The following is a 14,300-nucleotide window of genomic DNA, read 5'->3' on the forward strand; positions in this document are numbered from 1 at the left end:
CCTTTACTAATTTGGGCCGATGTATCGGCCCTTATGCTGTTGGACTATTTATTAAGCAAGAAGTTTAAAAACAATTGCTGAGATAGCCACTAGACCCATAGTGGTGATAAATACGTTAGCGATTGCGCCTTGGTATTTCGCCATTGCGGGTACTCGTTTAATTGCATACATAGGCATTAAGAATAGGATAGTGGCAATAATTGGGCCGCCTAAATCTTCTATCATGCCTAGTACACTTGGGTTAATGACGGCCACAATCCACAAAGTGATGATCATAAAGCCGATGGTGAATAGGTTTACTTTCTTCTTGTCCACGGTTTTACCCATGGCTTTGGCTTGCTTGATGATGATGCCGTTCATGCCTTCACGCGCACCTAAATAGTGACCGAAGAATGATGAAACGATAGCAACAAACGCCACAATTGGACCAAAGTAAGCAATAACTGGGCTGCCGTGAACGTTAGCAAGATAAGACAATACGGGCAGGTTGGCGGCTTTGGCTTCGAGTAACATTTCAGGGCTAAGGCTTAGTACCACTGAGAACACGAAGAACATCACAAAGCCTAATAACATGGCAGAGGTGCGTTTTAAAATGGCATCTGATTTAGCCACTGCGGCGTCGCCATATTGCTCACGTTGCTTGCGCGCAAAACTACTCACAGCAGGTGAGTGGTTAAAAGCAAACACTAATACTGGAATGGTTAGCCACAGAGTAGTGGTGAAATCCATCACGCTTGGCGCTTGGCTAATCGCCGCGAAGTTCCAATCTGGGATAAGAAATAACGACATACCAGCAAGGATCACGACCAGTGGATAGACCAAGAACTGAGTGATTTTTAACATCAGCTTTTCGCCTGCCATCATTACCGACATCATGCCTAAGATCAGTGTGATAGACAGCAACCAACGTGGCAATGATTCCATTCCGAGTTGATTCACCATAAAGCTATCCACGGTATTGGTAATACCGACGCCGTAAATTAATACAATTGGGTAGATGGCGAAAAAGTACAGTAAGGTAATAAGTTTGCCGGCGCCGGTACCAAAGTGCTCTTCCACCACATCGGTAATGTCAGCTTTGGGATTGTTAGAAGATAGAACGAAACGAGACAGGTTGCGGTGGGCAAAGTAAGTCATTGGGCCAACTAACACGGCCATTGCCAGTAGCGGCCAAAATCCACCTAAGCCAGCGTTAATGGGTAAAAATAAAATACCCGCGCCAACGGCGGTGCCGAATAAACTAAGTACCCAAGTGGTATCAACCTTGTTCCAGCTACTGCCTGTAAGCTCTGTTGCGGCACTAGGGTTGTGGGTTGAGGTGCTTGTGGGCGTGATAATAGGCGCGGTTGTTTGCGCACTTGCCATGGTTTTCTGATTCATATTTCCACCTTGCTAATTAGGGGGGCGACGATAGTTAGTTTTAAATCTATTCCCGCACCCGAATTATTATTTTTAAGGTGAGTGCGTGTTGTAGTAGAAACTATAAGAACCCGTTTGCGTCCGATATAAGGGAAAACCCGTAACGCGGCTGGGTGGGTATATATACGGTCAGTCGGGTGCTTTTAAATTCATTTAAAAGCAATGTGTTAGGCTATTTTTTGAGATCTCTGTGCGGAGGGCTTATAAGGCTTTTGTTGCAGATATGTGATCTATCGCAAGCTGCTGAACGGTTGAGTACGATGGGCTGAATTTTAGGGACCGCTTCGGCCACTAGCATGCTTGATTAGTTTGGCTGAGGCATTGTTTCCGCGACTTTAGAAGCGATTGTGAGAATGACTGCTAAGCTCTAGTGGCCGTGGTTTGATACCACAGATTAAATGGTGGTGGAAAAGACAATGAGTGAAAAACAGATATATCAGCAAAAGATTCAAGCGCAATTAGATGAATGGAAAGCCGATTTAGATAAGCTAAAGGCCAAAGCGTCGGGGGCCAGTGCTGACGCGCAATTAGAATTGCAAAAACAGATTAAGGTATTAGAAAGTAAGCTTGAGGAAGGAAGGAGTAAATTTGCTGAAATGAGCGATGCCAGCGAAGAGTCGTGGCAGTCGATCAAAAAGGAAATGAGCTCATCGTGGGATGCCACCAAAGCGGCCTTTAATGACGCCGTGGCGAAGTTTAAAAAATAGCTCATTTTGGGCTAGCAAAATAGTATATTCCCTCGCAAAAAAAGCGGAGTGTCAGAGTTGCAAGCAAGCTCTGATGCTCCGTTTGTACTGCCTCGTCAATTTTAGTTCGTGATAATCAAATCTCTCACCAAACGCCTTGGCGTATGCGCCGTTGCTGCGGCTTTACCTAAACGCACCAGCATTTGCACTGTGTCTGTTTCGGCAATGTTAAATTGCTGCTTAAATGCTTGTTGCAGCGGCAGCATGTCAGGGTATTCTTGCAGCACTTGGCTCATAGGATGCTGCGCTAACCCCATCGCCGTAGTGGTTAAATTAAGGCGGCAGTAATCGCGGCCAATTTTAACTTGATCGAGGCGGCTGTTGGTTTTTGTGCTTAACCAAGCAAAAGTGCTGGTGGATTGACTGGCCGAGCGTGCTACTTCGACACTTTGTTTGCCAAAATCACTCGGATCCTTTTCGGTGCTCGCGCGATCAAGAATAAAGGTTTCCGCGACGAATTTTTTGATTCCAGTGACGCCAGAGTGAGCGAGGCCAAAGCCATCGCGATATTTGGCAACTTCGGCATCGTTAAAGCGAAACATTTTAATGGTTTCCATGTCTCTTGCTTGATTACCTACTTCAATCTGCATCGCTTCGGTCAGCATTTGTTGCATATAAGCTTGCTGCTCTTTGCCATCTACTAGGGTTAATTGACCGCTGCTGCTATTTGCCCACAGTGTAAGTTGCGCCTTTTGCTTTGGTGTCAGCAAGCTATTGTCGTACTCACGCTTGTTCGACTGGCGAGTAAGCAGGTGAGAAAACAGGGGATCAGTTGCCATGTCATTTTGCTCTAGCAACGTGATCCGAGCGACGGGAAGATCTTCAATGACAAGGTTGCTGTACTCGCCATCTGGGAAGTAGTCGATATCGGCCTGATAACCATAAGCGGTAGCGGCGATACTTAAGGTTTCTAAAAAAGTGCCTTGGCCAATGTGAATTTGCCGTGCATAAGGGTCAGTTTCTGGCAATAAGCGCTCTTGATCAACAAATAAATCGAAGCTATTAGGACTGTTTAATTTAATCAGCCAAGGCTGTTTATTATGTGGATTAGGGCAAAGAATGGCGTAAGCCAATACCTTTAAGCGAATATCTTTTTCATCTGCAGCGGGCCCATTCCAGCCAAAATCGACTGCGGCGCTGCCGTCAGAGCAACCCAATAGCGCGCTGCTAAAGGTGGTAGCAGCGGCACCCACTCCAATCATTTTGATAAAACCTCGACGATCCATAGTAATACTCCTAAGCAACTTTTCGAATATTTACATTCCTAGGAATGTAAATTAGTATTCCTTGGAATGTTTGTCAATGCTTGTGCGGGAGGAAGCATGAATTTAACAGAGCAAAAGCAGCTGCGGATCATGATACAGCTAGGGATTATTCAGCAGTTAATGACCACGCGTACTCATCAGTTGTTTAAAAATTTCAGCATTAATCCGTCAGAATTTTCACTATTGAGTCATTTCAGCCATCAGCCAACGCGCAGCTGGACGATTTCTGAATTAGCGAATGTGATGGAAATGAATCAGCCTGGCATTACCAAGCTGGTCGCCAGTTTGCTTGATAAATCGGCTCTCCATGCCGAGGTTGATGCGCAAGATAAGCGTAAACGTCATTTAACTATTACTAAGCAAGGATTGAATTTGTGCGGTGAGATCATGCAAAAGCTACAGCCTGATATCAGTGCTTGTTTTGCCGATTGGCAAGACCAAGAATTAGATCAACTGCTGGCAACCAGTGAAAAAATGATGCGTTGGTTGGATGATAATCGGTTGAAAAGTAATTGATGATGTAGTTAAGACGATATTAAATCGCGTTCATTGACCGAACTAACCTGTAAGAAGTAGTGCGAATTTACTATATTTTTATGTTTGTTTGATAAATATAGGGGAGCTTCATATACTCATCCATTTCTTTACTAATAAAAAGGTTTTGGTTTGAAAAAGGTCCTCGTTTTATCCACGTTGTTTTTATCGCCCCTAACATTCGCTAATTCAGTGATAACCCTAGACAGTGATCCGGGTGATTGGATTGGTGGTGGTCAATCACACACGTTAAACGGTGAATTTACTAGTTCGATTGAAGCTGGGAAAATTACTATTTCTCACCCGAGTGGTTTCAACTTCACTTTTAGACCCCCGAATGATCGTAATTTAGCTCCCGGCGCTTACCTTAATGCTGAGCGTGATGCCTTTAAGGGGCCTTTTAATGCAGGTATGGCTGTAGGGGCAACGGGTCGTGGTTGTAACAAAATCACTGGTGAATTTTATATTTACGAAATGGACTTAAATACTTCGGCCCCCAGCTTAGCGCTGGATTTTGTGCAGTACTGTGATTCAACAGATAGCAAACTTGAGGGAAGTATTCGTATCAATAATGATGCGCTTATACCCTACCAGTTGCCGTTAGCTGTGATTCAAAAAAATGCAGGTCAAGTGGTTGAAGGCGGTGATTTAGTACTTGATGGCTCGCGTTCTAAATCAAACACAAGCACGATTGATAGTTATTACTGGGAATACGTGAGTGGTCCTGCTATTAGTATTATAAATCCAACGGCAGCACAAACTCAGATAGCCTTTGCCAACGATATTGCGTTGGGCGGTGAAGATCTCACGTTGAAGTTATCGGTAACAGATAGTCAGGGCTTACCGGCGACAACAATTGAAACCTTTCATGTTGCTAGTAAAAGTGATCCTCGTTCATTTTTTACTATGCGCAGTAGCAATGGTGACTATATTGGTCAAGGCAAAGTATGGAACTATGATTCTGCCAATAGCCTGATGACTGCACGTAAAAATTACGACAATGGTGTTTCTGTTTCGATTCAAGGTAGTGAAAGTTGGACAGCAAATTTTGCTGCTGCTGATGAAGCGCAGTTAACTTCAGGTCGTTATTTGGACGCCACTCGTTTTCCATTTCAGGCTGCTGGCGTGGCTGGCTTGAGTGTTTCGGGCGACGGCCGTGGTTGTAATAAAAGCATCGGTAACTTTGAGGTGCTACAGCTAGCGTGGAGCAAAGGCCAACCCGAGCAGCTTTCAGCCACCTTTGAGCAGCGCTGTGAGAATTCTGCAGCGCTACTCAAGGGCGAAATCGCGATCAATGCACTGCATCCAAGCGTGCCAAGTGCAAATGCTGGTGAAAGCATTACTGTTACAGAACATAAGATCGTTAATCTAAATGGCTCAGGCTCTTTTGATAGATTAGGTGAGCTGGCTAGTTATCAGTGGTCAGCAAGTGGCTTAACCATTACAAACGCTCAGGACTCTAGAGCCCACTTTATTGCTCCTGCATTAGCTGATAGGGAGCAGAGTCAAACCTTTGATGTGCAACTGCTAGTGAAAGATAACGAAGGCTATCAAGCTAACGATATCGTTACAGTAACGGTATTAGCTGATAACCAAGCCCCTTTGGCTGTCAATGATCAAGTTGAGGTAATCGCGGGTGAGGCAACAGAATTGACTCCTCTCGATAATGACGTTGACCCAGATGGTAACCTGCAACAGGATTCCATCGTCATTAAAGCGCAACCTCAGTTTGGCTCAGTTGCTGTCAATGCACAGGGGGTACTAACATATACGGCAACGGATTTAGCCCAAGAAAGCGATCGCTTAACTTATGTGGTGTTGGATAATGATGGCGCAGAGTCAAATGTAGCGACCATTGAGGTTGTGATTAAAGCCAAGGTTGTTGAGCCTAACTGGCCTGAGTTTGTGCTTGGTAAAACAGTGGTAAAAAATGGTGATATCGTGGCGTATAACGGCAGGTGTTACCAAGCCAAAAATAATCCCGGTTTGTGGGAAGCCCCTAAAGCAAACTCATGGTTCTGGGAGCAAATTGCTTGTGACACCATTGTTGATCCAACGGAGCCCGATGTACTAGCTTGGCAGGCTAACCAAGCCTATAACGCTGGGGATGTGGTCACCTATTCAGGGCTTAAATTTCAAGCCAGATGGTGGACCAAGGGAGTACAGCCTGACCCCTCTAATATTTGGGGCGTTTGGAAAAAGTTAGACTAACCTGAGATCTGCTTAAGCAACCTTTAAAGTAGTTAGCTCTAGAGCAATTAGATTAAGGTGTGGCTTGTTGTCCTTAAAACAATAAGCCACCAACCCTGCGAGTAAATTCAACATAAAGCCATTCTGAGATTTTTCTGTCCCATAAAGAGGCTGCTTTGCATTTGTCGTAACCCGATTGGGTTAGTGGGCGGGATTGATACGTTTGCTTATGTGGGGGAAATCCGATGATGTACTATGAACATTTGTTTCTTAATGGATAGCCAAATTAACTATGCCATTTCAGGATCCAGAGTGTGATTGTGTCGGGTAAAAAATATGAGAAGAGTGAGTGTTATTATTGTTATTGTGGCCTTAATTTGTTTCTTTGCTCCTCGACTCGTCGATAAAAAAGAAAGAATTGATGCGATAGCTGAGTCTGTTGAGGCTATGGAAGAATCGCCATAACTTTGTCAGTTAATAACATTTAGCAGGTTTGGTCAAAACAAATCATCTGGTTGGTAAATGTAATAGTCAGTTGGATTCATGCGCTGACATCATGCAGAAAATGGTAAATGGATAGCAATGTAATAATGCGCGAAACAAGCTAAATGGGTTTTGTTTTAAGGAGGATACTGTGCATATCCGTGAGTCCTTGAAAGCTGCAAGTACACTGAACCGTTGTGCTGCTATTGCTGCTAAATCGTGCCCAGATTTTTAAGGGAACTGCATGAGAGAAGAAAATGAAATAGCTTTGAGTGAGTTTGAGCGCTCACTCTCTCGGCCAACAATGCTATCTGATCCGTGTCAAGAATATGGTGAAGATTGCTTAGGCAAAATTCTAGCGAAGAGCGACCAGCAGCTTTCAGGGGTAGACTACTCGATTTTGTTTAATACCAACTTACCTTGTGGTAAGAACACTGAGACGATGTATTTCTTACCCGCTTCAATTGATTATTTATCAGGTTTACCCGCCGAGCATGCTGAGATGCTAGAGGAATGGCTCGGCTTTATCGTAAAGAACATTCCTGATATCGAGTCCTTGAACTTAATGAACAGCTTTATCTCACTATTGGCAATTATGTTTGAAAGCGTAACTTCTTCTTATGATGTTGTTAGCATGGGGGATGAAGAGTGTGGAGAAAAGGGATGGGGTATCAGTCATTTTGAGTATGTCAGGGGTAGCCTAATCGTTTGCGGCTTGGTCCAAGAGCTGTCGCGGACTCGCCAAGGAAAAATGATTGCGAAAGGTTTTATCGAGCATCTCTTAGGGAGAAATGACGAGGCTGCAAATCAGTGGTTGATTGAGATAGCTAGTGAGTGTGAGGAAGAAATTGATATCTTTCTTTCGACTGAGCAGTTTGACAAGTTGCTATTGGATTGAATCAGCGATAGGAAAATAGTGGACACCCACTCATTTGCTCATGAATACGTGGATGGCGAAATATCTCCCTATACGCTTTGCGTTTTTATCCCTGAAAACGAAATTTTGCAGTAAAAATATACTTTATCAATTCGTAATAGACTTAAGCAAAACTGAAGCTAATTAAGCTATAACGTACTCTTGGGCGGTATGGCCACGTTGGCGAACACTAACCCAGCCACCAAAGACATAAAGATCAAGAAGGTTTGTGAGCCGAGGTTGGGCACGTTTACGATGGATTCGCCCAACACTAAGCTGTTTAAGCTGATGTAAGTTTTACTGCCGGGTACCAGCAATACGATGCCTTGCAGTAACACCACTGACGCGGGCGATCTGGTCCAGCGCGCATAAAGGTTGCCGTAAACACCCACGGCAAAAGCGCCAAGAAAGGGGCCCAGCGCTTCACCCAAATAATAACTGCCGAGAAAGCTTGCCGCATAAGCAATCACACCTGCTAATACGCCCCATACGATGTCTTTGCTGCGCACTTTAAATACCACAGCTAAGCCAACTGAAAGTAACAATACGCCCAGCCACTTGGTCCAAAATGGCATCACTTCGGGTTGTGGATGAATGGCTTGGCCCCAGCAAAGGGCGCCTAATGCCATCCCGAGAACCGCGCCAAAATACAGCTTAAACAACACCATAATGGCATCCATCAGGCGTGTGGTGCCAGAAACTAGCTCGCGAGAAGCTAGCTCACTGAGCGCCATGGTGAGGGATAATCCGGGAATAAATATAATGATGGCCGACAACACCGCCACAGACACATTAAGCTGGCTTTCAAACGTGGCAATGCCCATGGCAAAAAACGCAGAGCAAAGTGCTACCAAGGGCTCTAACGAGTCTGACACGCGGCGCGAATATTCGGCGCGCACTACCAAAAAGTAAACCACTAAGCTTAATAAAGCGGCCCATAATGTGGTTGGCCAATTACTCGACATTAGCATCGCAAAAGCGCCACCACTGGCAGCATAGGCTAGCGCCACCCAAGTTTGATGATAAGGGTTAGGTTTGTTTTGAATTTCTTTAAGGCGCAATAAGGCTTGGGTTAAATTCATGTCGGTTGTTTGCACTTGCTGCACCAGTTCGTTGGTACTTGCAAGGCTGCCTAAGTCAATTTCACCGGGCTTAACTCTCACGATATGAGTACTTTCTAATGGTTGATCATCAGGGTTGTCTGTGGGTAGCCAAAGCACAAAAGTAAGGGATGTGGGGGTGACCAAAAAGGAGCCTTGTAGCCCCATGGTTTCTGCCACACTTTTTAAGTGCGCTTCTAGACGATAAGCGGGGGTACCAAATTGATGCAATGCTTTGCCTAATTTGATGATAAAGCGACGCTTAATGTCGAAAGAGTTTTGGCTCATAGGGCTGAAAAATACCTGATAGTGAGTGAGTTAAATGATGGCCTGATTCTAGCCAGACTTTGATCGTATTCATACCGAGAAATTATAGAATATTCAGCTGAATATATGGCTAAACATCTATATTAATCTAGTGTGCTCGGTATACATATTGCTGTTTTGTGGCGAAGCAATTTATTATCACTTCGCTTTAACGTGTTTTGTATTTATCGTACGTGTTCATGATGACTTGGGGTCCGAATGATTGATGCTTCTACTAAACTGAAAGGGGTAGTTATTAATCCTTTAATAAGTAGAAGGCTTTATGGATATTCCTCGCGCGTTGTGGGTTATCACCGCAGCAAATAAATCTGCCAGTGCAGTGCCGAAAGTGGTGCAACTGTGTCGTGGCCAGTCGCTACACTGTTTATCTATTTTTCCTACTAATAACATGCAAGAACAAGGCGTCGCTGAGGCGTTTTTTCCGCGCTTGCAGCAACGTGTTGCACCTCATCAAATTCCGTTGCAGTGTGAGTTTCGCAGTGGTGATTGGTTTGATACCACACAAGATTATTTGGCCGAACATCATTGCACTCACTTAATCGTTAATCCCTACACGAAACAGGGTGATCGTCTTGAAAGTGATCGCGCGCTGTTACGGATGTTGCAGCAAAGTGTAGTGGATGTATATGTGTTGTCGATGCAACCTTGGTCAAATCAGCAGTGTGTGCTGGTGGCCCTTGATTTAAGTCATCAAAGTAGTAAGGTGTTTGCGCACGCACATCAAGTCGCGCAGCAATTGTCACTGCCCTTAGAGGTGGTATTTATTGTTGATTTGCTACAGCAAGCCCATATTGCCGATGAAGTATTATTGCAACAAACGCAATTGTTGAGCGAGACAATTTTAAACGCTAAGCAACACATGTCGGCGTTAATTAAGCACAGCCAAGTGGCAGTAAGTGAGATCCATTATCGCATTGGCCAGCGCGATCAGCAGTTAATTCAGCAACTAAAAGCAAGCCAAGTGGCTATGTTGGTAATGGGGCAACATCATCACGTCGACCTTATTGGCGGTGACGGTGTGGCGCACTTATTAGATGAGCAAGAGGTTGACTTGTGTGTAGTCGCGACATCTTAACCGCGCACTTTCGCCGGTTATGGTTATTTTTCTCATCCCCTAACTAAGAAAGTGAGTGCTAAAACAGACTTCATTCGATGATGTTAGGTATTGGATATCGGATTAATTCGTTGTTGAGGATGTGTAAAGCCTGTCGTTTGCGGCTTATTTTCGTTTGGAAAAAGCTCGGGGTGGCACTCAATCAAATTCACCAAGGCGTCAAAGCAGCGGGGATCCAACGCACTGTTGAGAGACTCGCTCATAATGCTTAAGGTTTTACTTATCGGGATGGCACCGCGGTAGGGGCGGTCGGCGGTAATGGCATCAAAAATATCAGCGGTGGTGATAATACGGCTTTCTAAGGTAATTTCGGCTCCTTTAAGGCCTCTTGGATAACCTTTGCCATCTAAGCGCTCGTGATGAGCGGCACTAATAGCTGCGAGTTCGCCAAAAGCGGGAATTCGACCTAAAATGTCATGGGTATAAACGGCATGAAGCTTGACTGCGTCATATTCTTCATTGGTAAGCTTACCTGGCTTATCCAAAATACTATTGCTGACGCCTAATTTACCCACATCATGAAGTAGCGCCCCGCGTTTTATCCAACGAATACGCTGCTGTGTAAAGCCCATTTGTTCCGCCAGTAAGCTTGAATATAAACCCACTCTGGCACTATGTCCTGCGGTATAAGGGCTCTTGGCATCAACCACCTGACCATAAGCTTCGGCAATGTCATCATAAAAATCCTCATCTAGCTCATGTTCAAAGCCGCCAGGCTCGAGGGATAGAATGTGTCGATCTAGCTCGTTGGATGTCAGCATTGACCAAAACTCAGCATCCCTCGCTATGCGGGTAAATGCTGCGCTTAGCGCAGGATCAAACCAAGTGTGAGCTCGCTTTACTACTTCTGATATCGCAGCCTCGCTGCCGCCAGCTTGATGCATGACATCGACGACTTGAGCAAATAAAGCAATACGTGCATAGATAGGTATTTGTTCTCCTTGCAAAGCATCCGGTCTGCCGGAACCATCCCAGTGTTCATCTAGGGCGTGAATACCGCAAGCAACGTCTTCGGAAAAACGAAGTTGCCGGGCGATGTCGGCTCCTCGAGTACAGCGCGTTTTAATTAATTCTTGTGCTATTTCATCGCCATGGGTAAAAATATCTGAGATGGCTCGAAATCGACTTAATATACCTGCCTTGGTGCCAGTGTGGCGTAAGACAAACCTAAGTACTTGTGGCAGACTGCCGTCGACCCACTTAAACTCTCTCTTAAACGATAGATCGTCGGTTAGATACAGCTCACAAATGCGAGATGCGTTGCTGGAGCAACCTAAATCTTTCAATAGTAAAACATAATACAAGTTCCATAATTCTTGCTTATTTAGCCCTATCGCCTCACCCAATTTCATTCCGACCCAGCAACAGCGAATGCAATGACCAGCAGGCTGTCCCTCTGTAATATCAAGAGCATAGCTGAGTGAGCTAATTAGCTCTGATAATTTTAAACGTGGCATGCTATTCCAAATTGCGATTAAATGGTCGTTAATCAATATACTAGAAGACGAGTTATGGTTTGCACCCTCTTGACGTTTATTCTTTGGTAAGGTGTGGAACAGATCATTAATTTGCAGGGTGAGACGATGGAGATCATTGTATTAAATTGGCAGCAAACGCTAGCTATACGGCAAGCGGTGTTGTGGCCTAATCAACCGCAATCCTTTTCTCAAGTGAGCGGTGACGAGGATGCAAAGCACTATGGCGTGGTAATTGATGGCAAGTTGGTATCCGTTGCTTCGATTTTTTCGGACCAGCATGAGGCTAGATTGCGTAAATTTGCCACCTTAGCTGAATTTCAAGGTCAAGGCATTGGCAGTCGCTTAATTGAGCATATTTTGCAGCAGTTAGTTGATCAAGGTTATGAGCTATTTTGGTGTGATGCTCGTGAATCCGCTTTAGGTTTTTACCAGCGCTTTGGCTTGGTTGTTTCGGGAGAGCGTTTTTATAAAGCCGATCAAGCTTACTTTAAAATGGTCAAACGGCTGTAATCTAATTCATGTATTTTTGAGCGTTATTAGTTAATTTTGGCCTAGAAGCGGCAAAAATAGACTTTATGTTGCTTATCTAAACTTAAACCGAGCTGCTGTTATATGACTCGGCTTTCTACAATGACATCCCAGAAGGAGTTGAAATGTTGACTATTCCTATGATTAAGGCGTCGCTGATAAGTTTTGCTATCAGCGCGACGCTAATGTTTGGCCTGAGTTTCTTACACTGGTACTGGGCAAATAGCGCTCCTCTCAATGAGTTATTATTTAATTATGCGCTAGTAGGGTTCTTGCTGGGCGGCATCATGTTCACCTCTTACTTTACCGGGCAAGATGTCGACCGCAATTTTAAAATGGAATTTTCTTGGTGGCCGCAGCCAAAAAACTCACCCATTGCCGGGCACTCGATGGCGATTATGGGTGGCCCGATGATGCTGGCCGCAGCCGCTATTATATTAGGGCTATATCAAATAGACTTTTAATCGCGTGCTTGAGCCCGGCGCTATGATCTAAGTTAAAGCGCGTATTCAGTCGTTCGATTAAAGTGGCAGTGAGTTAAAGGATAACGAGCCCACTGCCTTAATCACGGACGGAATAGGTAATACCGATGAGTAACAATCAAAACCCTTTGGCCATTCTCAAAGGCTTACTGCTAAGTCGCGACGCGTTTTTGTCGATGATTCTCCCGGCGCTGTTATACCTTGGCGTGTATCATTATGCTGGTTTACTTTACGCGGTATTAGTGTCAGGGATTTATGGCATTGTTATAAGCCTTACGCTGAAATCCTTAGGTCCAATCGCATTAGTATTTGCCCTGTTTGGCTTAATTGAATTGCTGATAGTGACCTTTACCCCTGCAGGCTGGCTGGTTGATGTCGTGTTTATTCAAGTGCTTGCAGGCGCGGTGAAATCGGCATTAGTTTTTTTAATTTTTTCTCTACTAGGTAAACCGATTCCTCGGTTGTTTGCCGAACTAGGCAGTCCCGATCTAAAAGAATGGGAATTTAGCCAAACTCCGCGTTACCAACAAATTTGGCAACAGGCATCCGCTATTTGGATTGTTGTTTACAGCTTAAAAGCGGCATTACTCTGGCTGGCTTATCCGATTGAAGAGGCTACGTTAGCCACCGTCAAGGTCGTGTCCGGTTGGCCGCTTCATGCTGGGCTATTGGTGGTGTTGGTCTATTTTGTACAATTTCAATTTGGCCGGGCAATGCAATATCAAGCGCAAGGCCAATAGATCCAAGCTCTAGCGCTAATTGCGGGCAATTGACGAGCATGAACTAAACTTAAAGTAGAATCAGAATTATCAGAGGTAATGAGGATGGCTGATTTTACAGAAACCATGCGCCGTAAAGGTAAGGCGGAAGAAGATATCTACTTTGCGCGATTAGATCGTCAGCTAATAGAGTCTATGCATCAAAAGCAAGGCTCAAAGCAACAGGAGCAAAATGAATCGGGTGAGTTGCTGCCAGATTTAGACGGTTAATTTTTCGGCGGGGTAAACGCTGCTCTGGCTTGCGCGACTTTACTGCGACTAATACATTCAGGCGTATGATCGTTAATCAACCCCATTGCCTGAATAAAGGCGAAGGCGGTGGTGGGGCCAACAAACTTCCAACCGCGTTTTTTTAACGCTTTGGCGAGGGCAACCGATTCGGCAGTGGTGGTTTGGCTTTGCGGGATACGGTCGGCGTCGGGTTTGGCTTCAAATTGCCAGAAAAAGGCGGCTAGTGATCCTGCTTCTTCAACCAGCGCCTGCGCGCATTTGGCATTGTTGATTACCGCTTCAATTTTACCGCGATGACGTACTATGCCGGCATCTTGTAGTAAACGTTCGATGTCGGCGTCATTAAACTGGGCAACTTTATTGAAATCAAACTGAGCAAAAGCGGCGCGAAAATTATCACGCTTATTTAAAATAGTGCGCCAGCTTAAACCCGACTGAAAGCTCTCTAAGCAAATCTTCTCAAACAAGCGTTGATCATTATCAACCGGGAAGCCCCACTCATGGTCGTGATAGGGCACAAACTCAGGTGCGCCGGCGCACCAAGCGCAACGCGGTAAGCCATCAGCGGCGATAAAAGGTTTATTCATCACTGGTTCCTTTTCTTGGCGGGTGATCAGATACGATAATTTGTAGCGAACCATACTCGATGGTGGCTGGCCTTAGTCGCGCTGAGGCTAACTAGCTGACAACCATAAAGGATGATGTGCA

15 protein-coding genes and 1 pseudogene are annotated in these 14,300 nt (G+C 44.9%); 10 read left to right on the plus strand and 6 right to left on the minus strand.

The features are described from left to right. Positions 1-51: 51 nt before the first annotated feature. Entirely contained in the window at positions 52-1,380 is a 1,329-nt protein-coding gene (locus K6Y31_RS13410; RefSeq protein ID WP_233053464.1) for a serine/threonine transporter, read from the minus strand. 455 nt (positions 1,381-1,835) lie between these two features. Here K6Y31_RS13410 and K6Y31_RS13415 point away from each other — a divergent pair, with 455 nt between their 5' ends. Next, positions 1,836-2,126, plus strand: a complete 291-nt coding sequence (locus K6Y31_RS13415) for a sll1863 family stress response protein (RefSeq protein ID WP_233053465.1) — start codon at positions 1,836-1,838, stop codon at positions 2,124-2,126. A gap of 101 nt (positions 2,127-2,227) precedes the next feature. On the opposite strand, the gene K6Y31_RS13420 is transcribed toward K6Y31_RS13415, so the two are convergent. Beyond that, positions 2,228-3,391 (minus strand): Acg family FMN-binding oxidoreductase, encoded by a 1,164-nt coding sequence (locus tag K6Y31_RS13420; RefSeq protein ID WP_233053466.1) that lies wholly within the window; start codon positions 3,389-3,391, stop codon positions 2,228-2,230. A 96-nt stretch (positions 3,392-3,487) separates the two neighbouring features. Between K6Y31_RS13420 and K6Y31_RS13425 the strand changes: the two genes are divergently transcribed. Beyond that, on the plus strand, positions 3,488-3,946 hold the full coding sequence (locus tag K6Y31_RS13425; RefSeq protein WP_233053467.1) for a MarR family winged helix-turn-helix transcriptional regulator: 459 nt from the start codon (positions 3,488-3,490) through the stop codon (positions 3,944-3,946). A gap of 150 nt (positions 3,947-4,096) precedes the next feature. After that, a complete protein-coding gene (locus K6Y31_RS13430) occupies positions 4,097-6,175 on the plus strand; it encodes a PKD domain-containing protein (RefSeq protein ID WP_233053468.1) in 2,079 nt (692 codons plus the stop codon). A 12-nt stretch (positions 6,176-6,187) separates the two neighbouring features. On the opposite strand, the pseudogene K6Y31_RS22505 reads toward K6Y31_RS13430, so the two are convergent. Next, a pseudogene (locus K6Y31_RS22505) lies at positions 6,188-6,304 on the minus strand (IS982 family transposase); the annotation flags it as partial. 186 nt (positions 6,305-6,490) lie between these two features. On the opposite strand from K6Y31_RS22505, the gene K6Y31_RS22330 reads away from it, so the two are divergent. Next, positions 6,491-6,619: a hypothetical protein gene (locus K6Y31_RS22330; RefSeq protein ID WP_282560176.1), complete on the plus strand. Its 129-nt coding sequence runs from the start codon at positions 6,491-6,493 to the stop codon at positions 6,617-6,619. A 262-nt stretch (positions 6,620-6,881) separates the two neighbouring features. Continuing rightward, complete coding sequence (locus tag K6Y31_RS13435; RefSeq protein WP_233053469.1) at positions 6,882-7,535, plus strand: hypothetical protein; 654 nt, start codon at positions 6,882-6,884, stop codon at positions 7,533-7,535. A 167-nt stretch (positions 7,536-7,702) separates the two neighbouring features. Here the strand turns inward: K6Y31_RS13435 and K6Y31_RS13440 are convergent, their stop codons facing one another. Then, positions 7,703-8,941: a threonine/serine exporter family protein gene (locus K6Y31_RS13440; RefSeq protein WP_233053470.1), complete on the minus strand. Its 1,239-nt coding sequence runs from the start codon at positions 8,939-8,941 to the stop codon at positions 7,703-7,705. A gap of 301 nt (positions 8,942-9,242) precedes the next feature. On the opposite strand from K6Y31_RS13440, the gene K6Y31_RS13445 reads away from it, so the two are divergent. Next, positions 9,243-10,055, plus strand: coding sequence for a universal stress protein (locus K6Y31_RS13445; protein ID WP_233053471.1), 813 nt, complete (start codon positions 9,243-9,245; stop codon positions 10,053-10,055). An 83-nt stretch (positions 10,056-10,138) separates the two neighbouring features. Here K6Y31_RS13445 and K6Y31_RS13450 read toward each other — a convergent pair whose 3' ends face one another. Continuing rightward, positions 10,139-11,551 (minus strand): HD-GYP domain-containing protein, encoded by a 1,413-nt coding sequence (locus K6Y31_RS13450; protein WP_233053472.1) that lies wholly within the window; start codon positions 11,549-11,551, stop codon positions 10,139-10,141. 126 nt (positions 11,552-11,677) lie between these two features. Here K6Y31_RS13450 and K6Y31_RS13455 point away from each other — a divergent pair, with 126 nt between their 5' ends. From K6Y31_RS13455 to K6Y31_RS13470, 4 genes are all read left to right on the plus strand, one after another. Then, positions 11,678-12,082, plus strand: a complete 405-nt coding sequence (locus K6Y31_RS13455) for a GNAT family N-acetyltransferase (protein WP_233053473.1) — start codon at positions 11,678-11,680, stop codon at positions 12,080-12,082. A gap of 143 nt (positions 12,083-12,225) precedes the next feature. Further along, on the plus strand, positions 12,226-12,564 hold the full coding sequence (locus K6Y31_RS13460; protein WP_233053474.1) for a hypothetical protein: 339 nt from the start codon (positions 12,226-12,228) through the stop codon (positions 12,562-12,564). 125 nt (positions 12,565-12,689) lie between these two features. Further along, on the plus strand, positions 12,690-13,322 hold the full coding sequence (locus K6Y31_RS13465) for a hypothetical protein (protein ID WP_233053475.1): 633 nt from the start codon (positions 12,690-12,692) through the stop codon (positions 13,320-13,322). Positions 13,323-13,406: 84 nt separating this feature from the next. Next, on the plus strand, positions 13,407-13,571 hold the full coding sequence (locus K6Y31_RS13470) for a hypothetical protein (RefSeq protein ID WP_233053476.1): 165 nt from the start codon (positions 13,407-13,409) through the stop codon (positions 13,569-13,571). Here the strand turns inward: K6Y31_RS13470 and K6Y31_RS13475 are convergent. Further along, positions 13,568-14,179, minus strand: coding sequence for a DNA-3-methyladenine glycosylase I (locus tag K6Y31_RS13475; protein WP_233053477.1), 612 nt, complete (start codon positions 14,177-14,179; stop codon positions 13,568-13,570). The two genes, K6Y31_RS13470 and K6Y31_RS13475, sit on opposite strands and share 4 nt — an antisense overlap. Between the last annotated feature and the right edge of the window lie 121 nt (positions 14,180-14,300).

This window comes from Motilimonas cestriensis (assembly GCF_021295315.1).
GTDB lineage: Bacteria > Pseudomonadota > Gammaproteobacteria > Enterobacterales > CBDFNC01 > Motilimonas > Motilimonas cestriensis.

Coding starts and splice junctions, on each gene's coding strand:
- K6Y31_RS13460 (WP_233053474.1), top strand. CDS start 12,226: ATGTTGACTATTCCTATGATTAAGGCGTCGCTGATAAGTTTTGCTATC.
- K6Y31_RS13415 (WP_233053465.1), top strand. CDS start 1,836: ATGAGTGAAAAACAGATATATCAGCAAAAGATTCAAGCGCAATTAGAT.
- K6Y31_RS13445 (WP_233053471.1), top strand. CDS start 9,243: ATGGATATTCCTCGCGCGTTGTGGGTTATCACCGCAGCAAATAAATCT.
- K6Y31_RS13450 (WP_233053472.1), bottom strand. CDS start 11,551: ATGCCACGTTTAAAATTATCAGAGCTAATTAGCTCACTCAGCTATGCT.
- K6Y31_RS13425 (WP_233053467.1), top strand. CDS start 3,488: ATGAATTTAACAGAGCAAAAGCAGCTGCGGATCATGATACAGCTAGGG.
- K6Y31_RS13475 (WP_233053477.1), bottom strand. CDS start 14,179: ATGAATAAACCTTTTATCGCCGCTGATGGCTTACCGCGTTGCGCTTGG.
- K6Y31_RS13410 (WP_233053464.1), bottom strand. CDS start 1,380: ATGAATCAGAAAACCATGGCAAGTGCGCAAACAACCGCGCCTATTATC.
- K6Y31_RS13420 (WP_233053466.1), bottom strand. CDS start 3,391: ATGGATCGTCGAGGTTTTATCAAAATGATTGGAGTGGGTGCCGCTGCT.
- K6Y31_RS13435 (WP_233053469.1), top strand. CDS start 6,882: ATGAGAGAAGAAAATGAAATAGCTTTGAGTGAGTTTGAGCGCTCACTC.
- K6Y31_RS13455 (WP_233053473.1), top strand. CDS start 11,678: ATGGAGATCATTGTATTAAATTGGCAGCAAACGCTAGCTATACGGCAA.
- K6Y31_RS13440 (WP_233053470.1), bottom strand. CDS start 8,941: ATGAGCCAAAACTCTTTCGACATTAAGCGTCGCTTTATCATCAAATTA.
- K6Y31_RS13470 (WP_233053476.1), top strand. CDS start 13,407: ATGGCTGATTTTACAGAAACCATGCGCCGTAAAGGTAAGGCGGAAGAA.
- K6Y31_RS13465 (WP_233053475.1), top strand. CDS start 12,690: ATGAGTAACAATCAAAACCCTTTGGCCATTCTCAAAGGCTTACTGCTA.
- K6Y31_RS22330 (WP_282560176.1), top strand. CDS start 6,491: ATGAGAAGAGTGAGTGTTATTATTGTTATTGTGGCCTTAATTTGTTTC.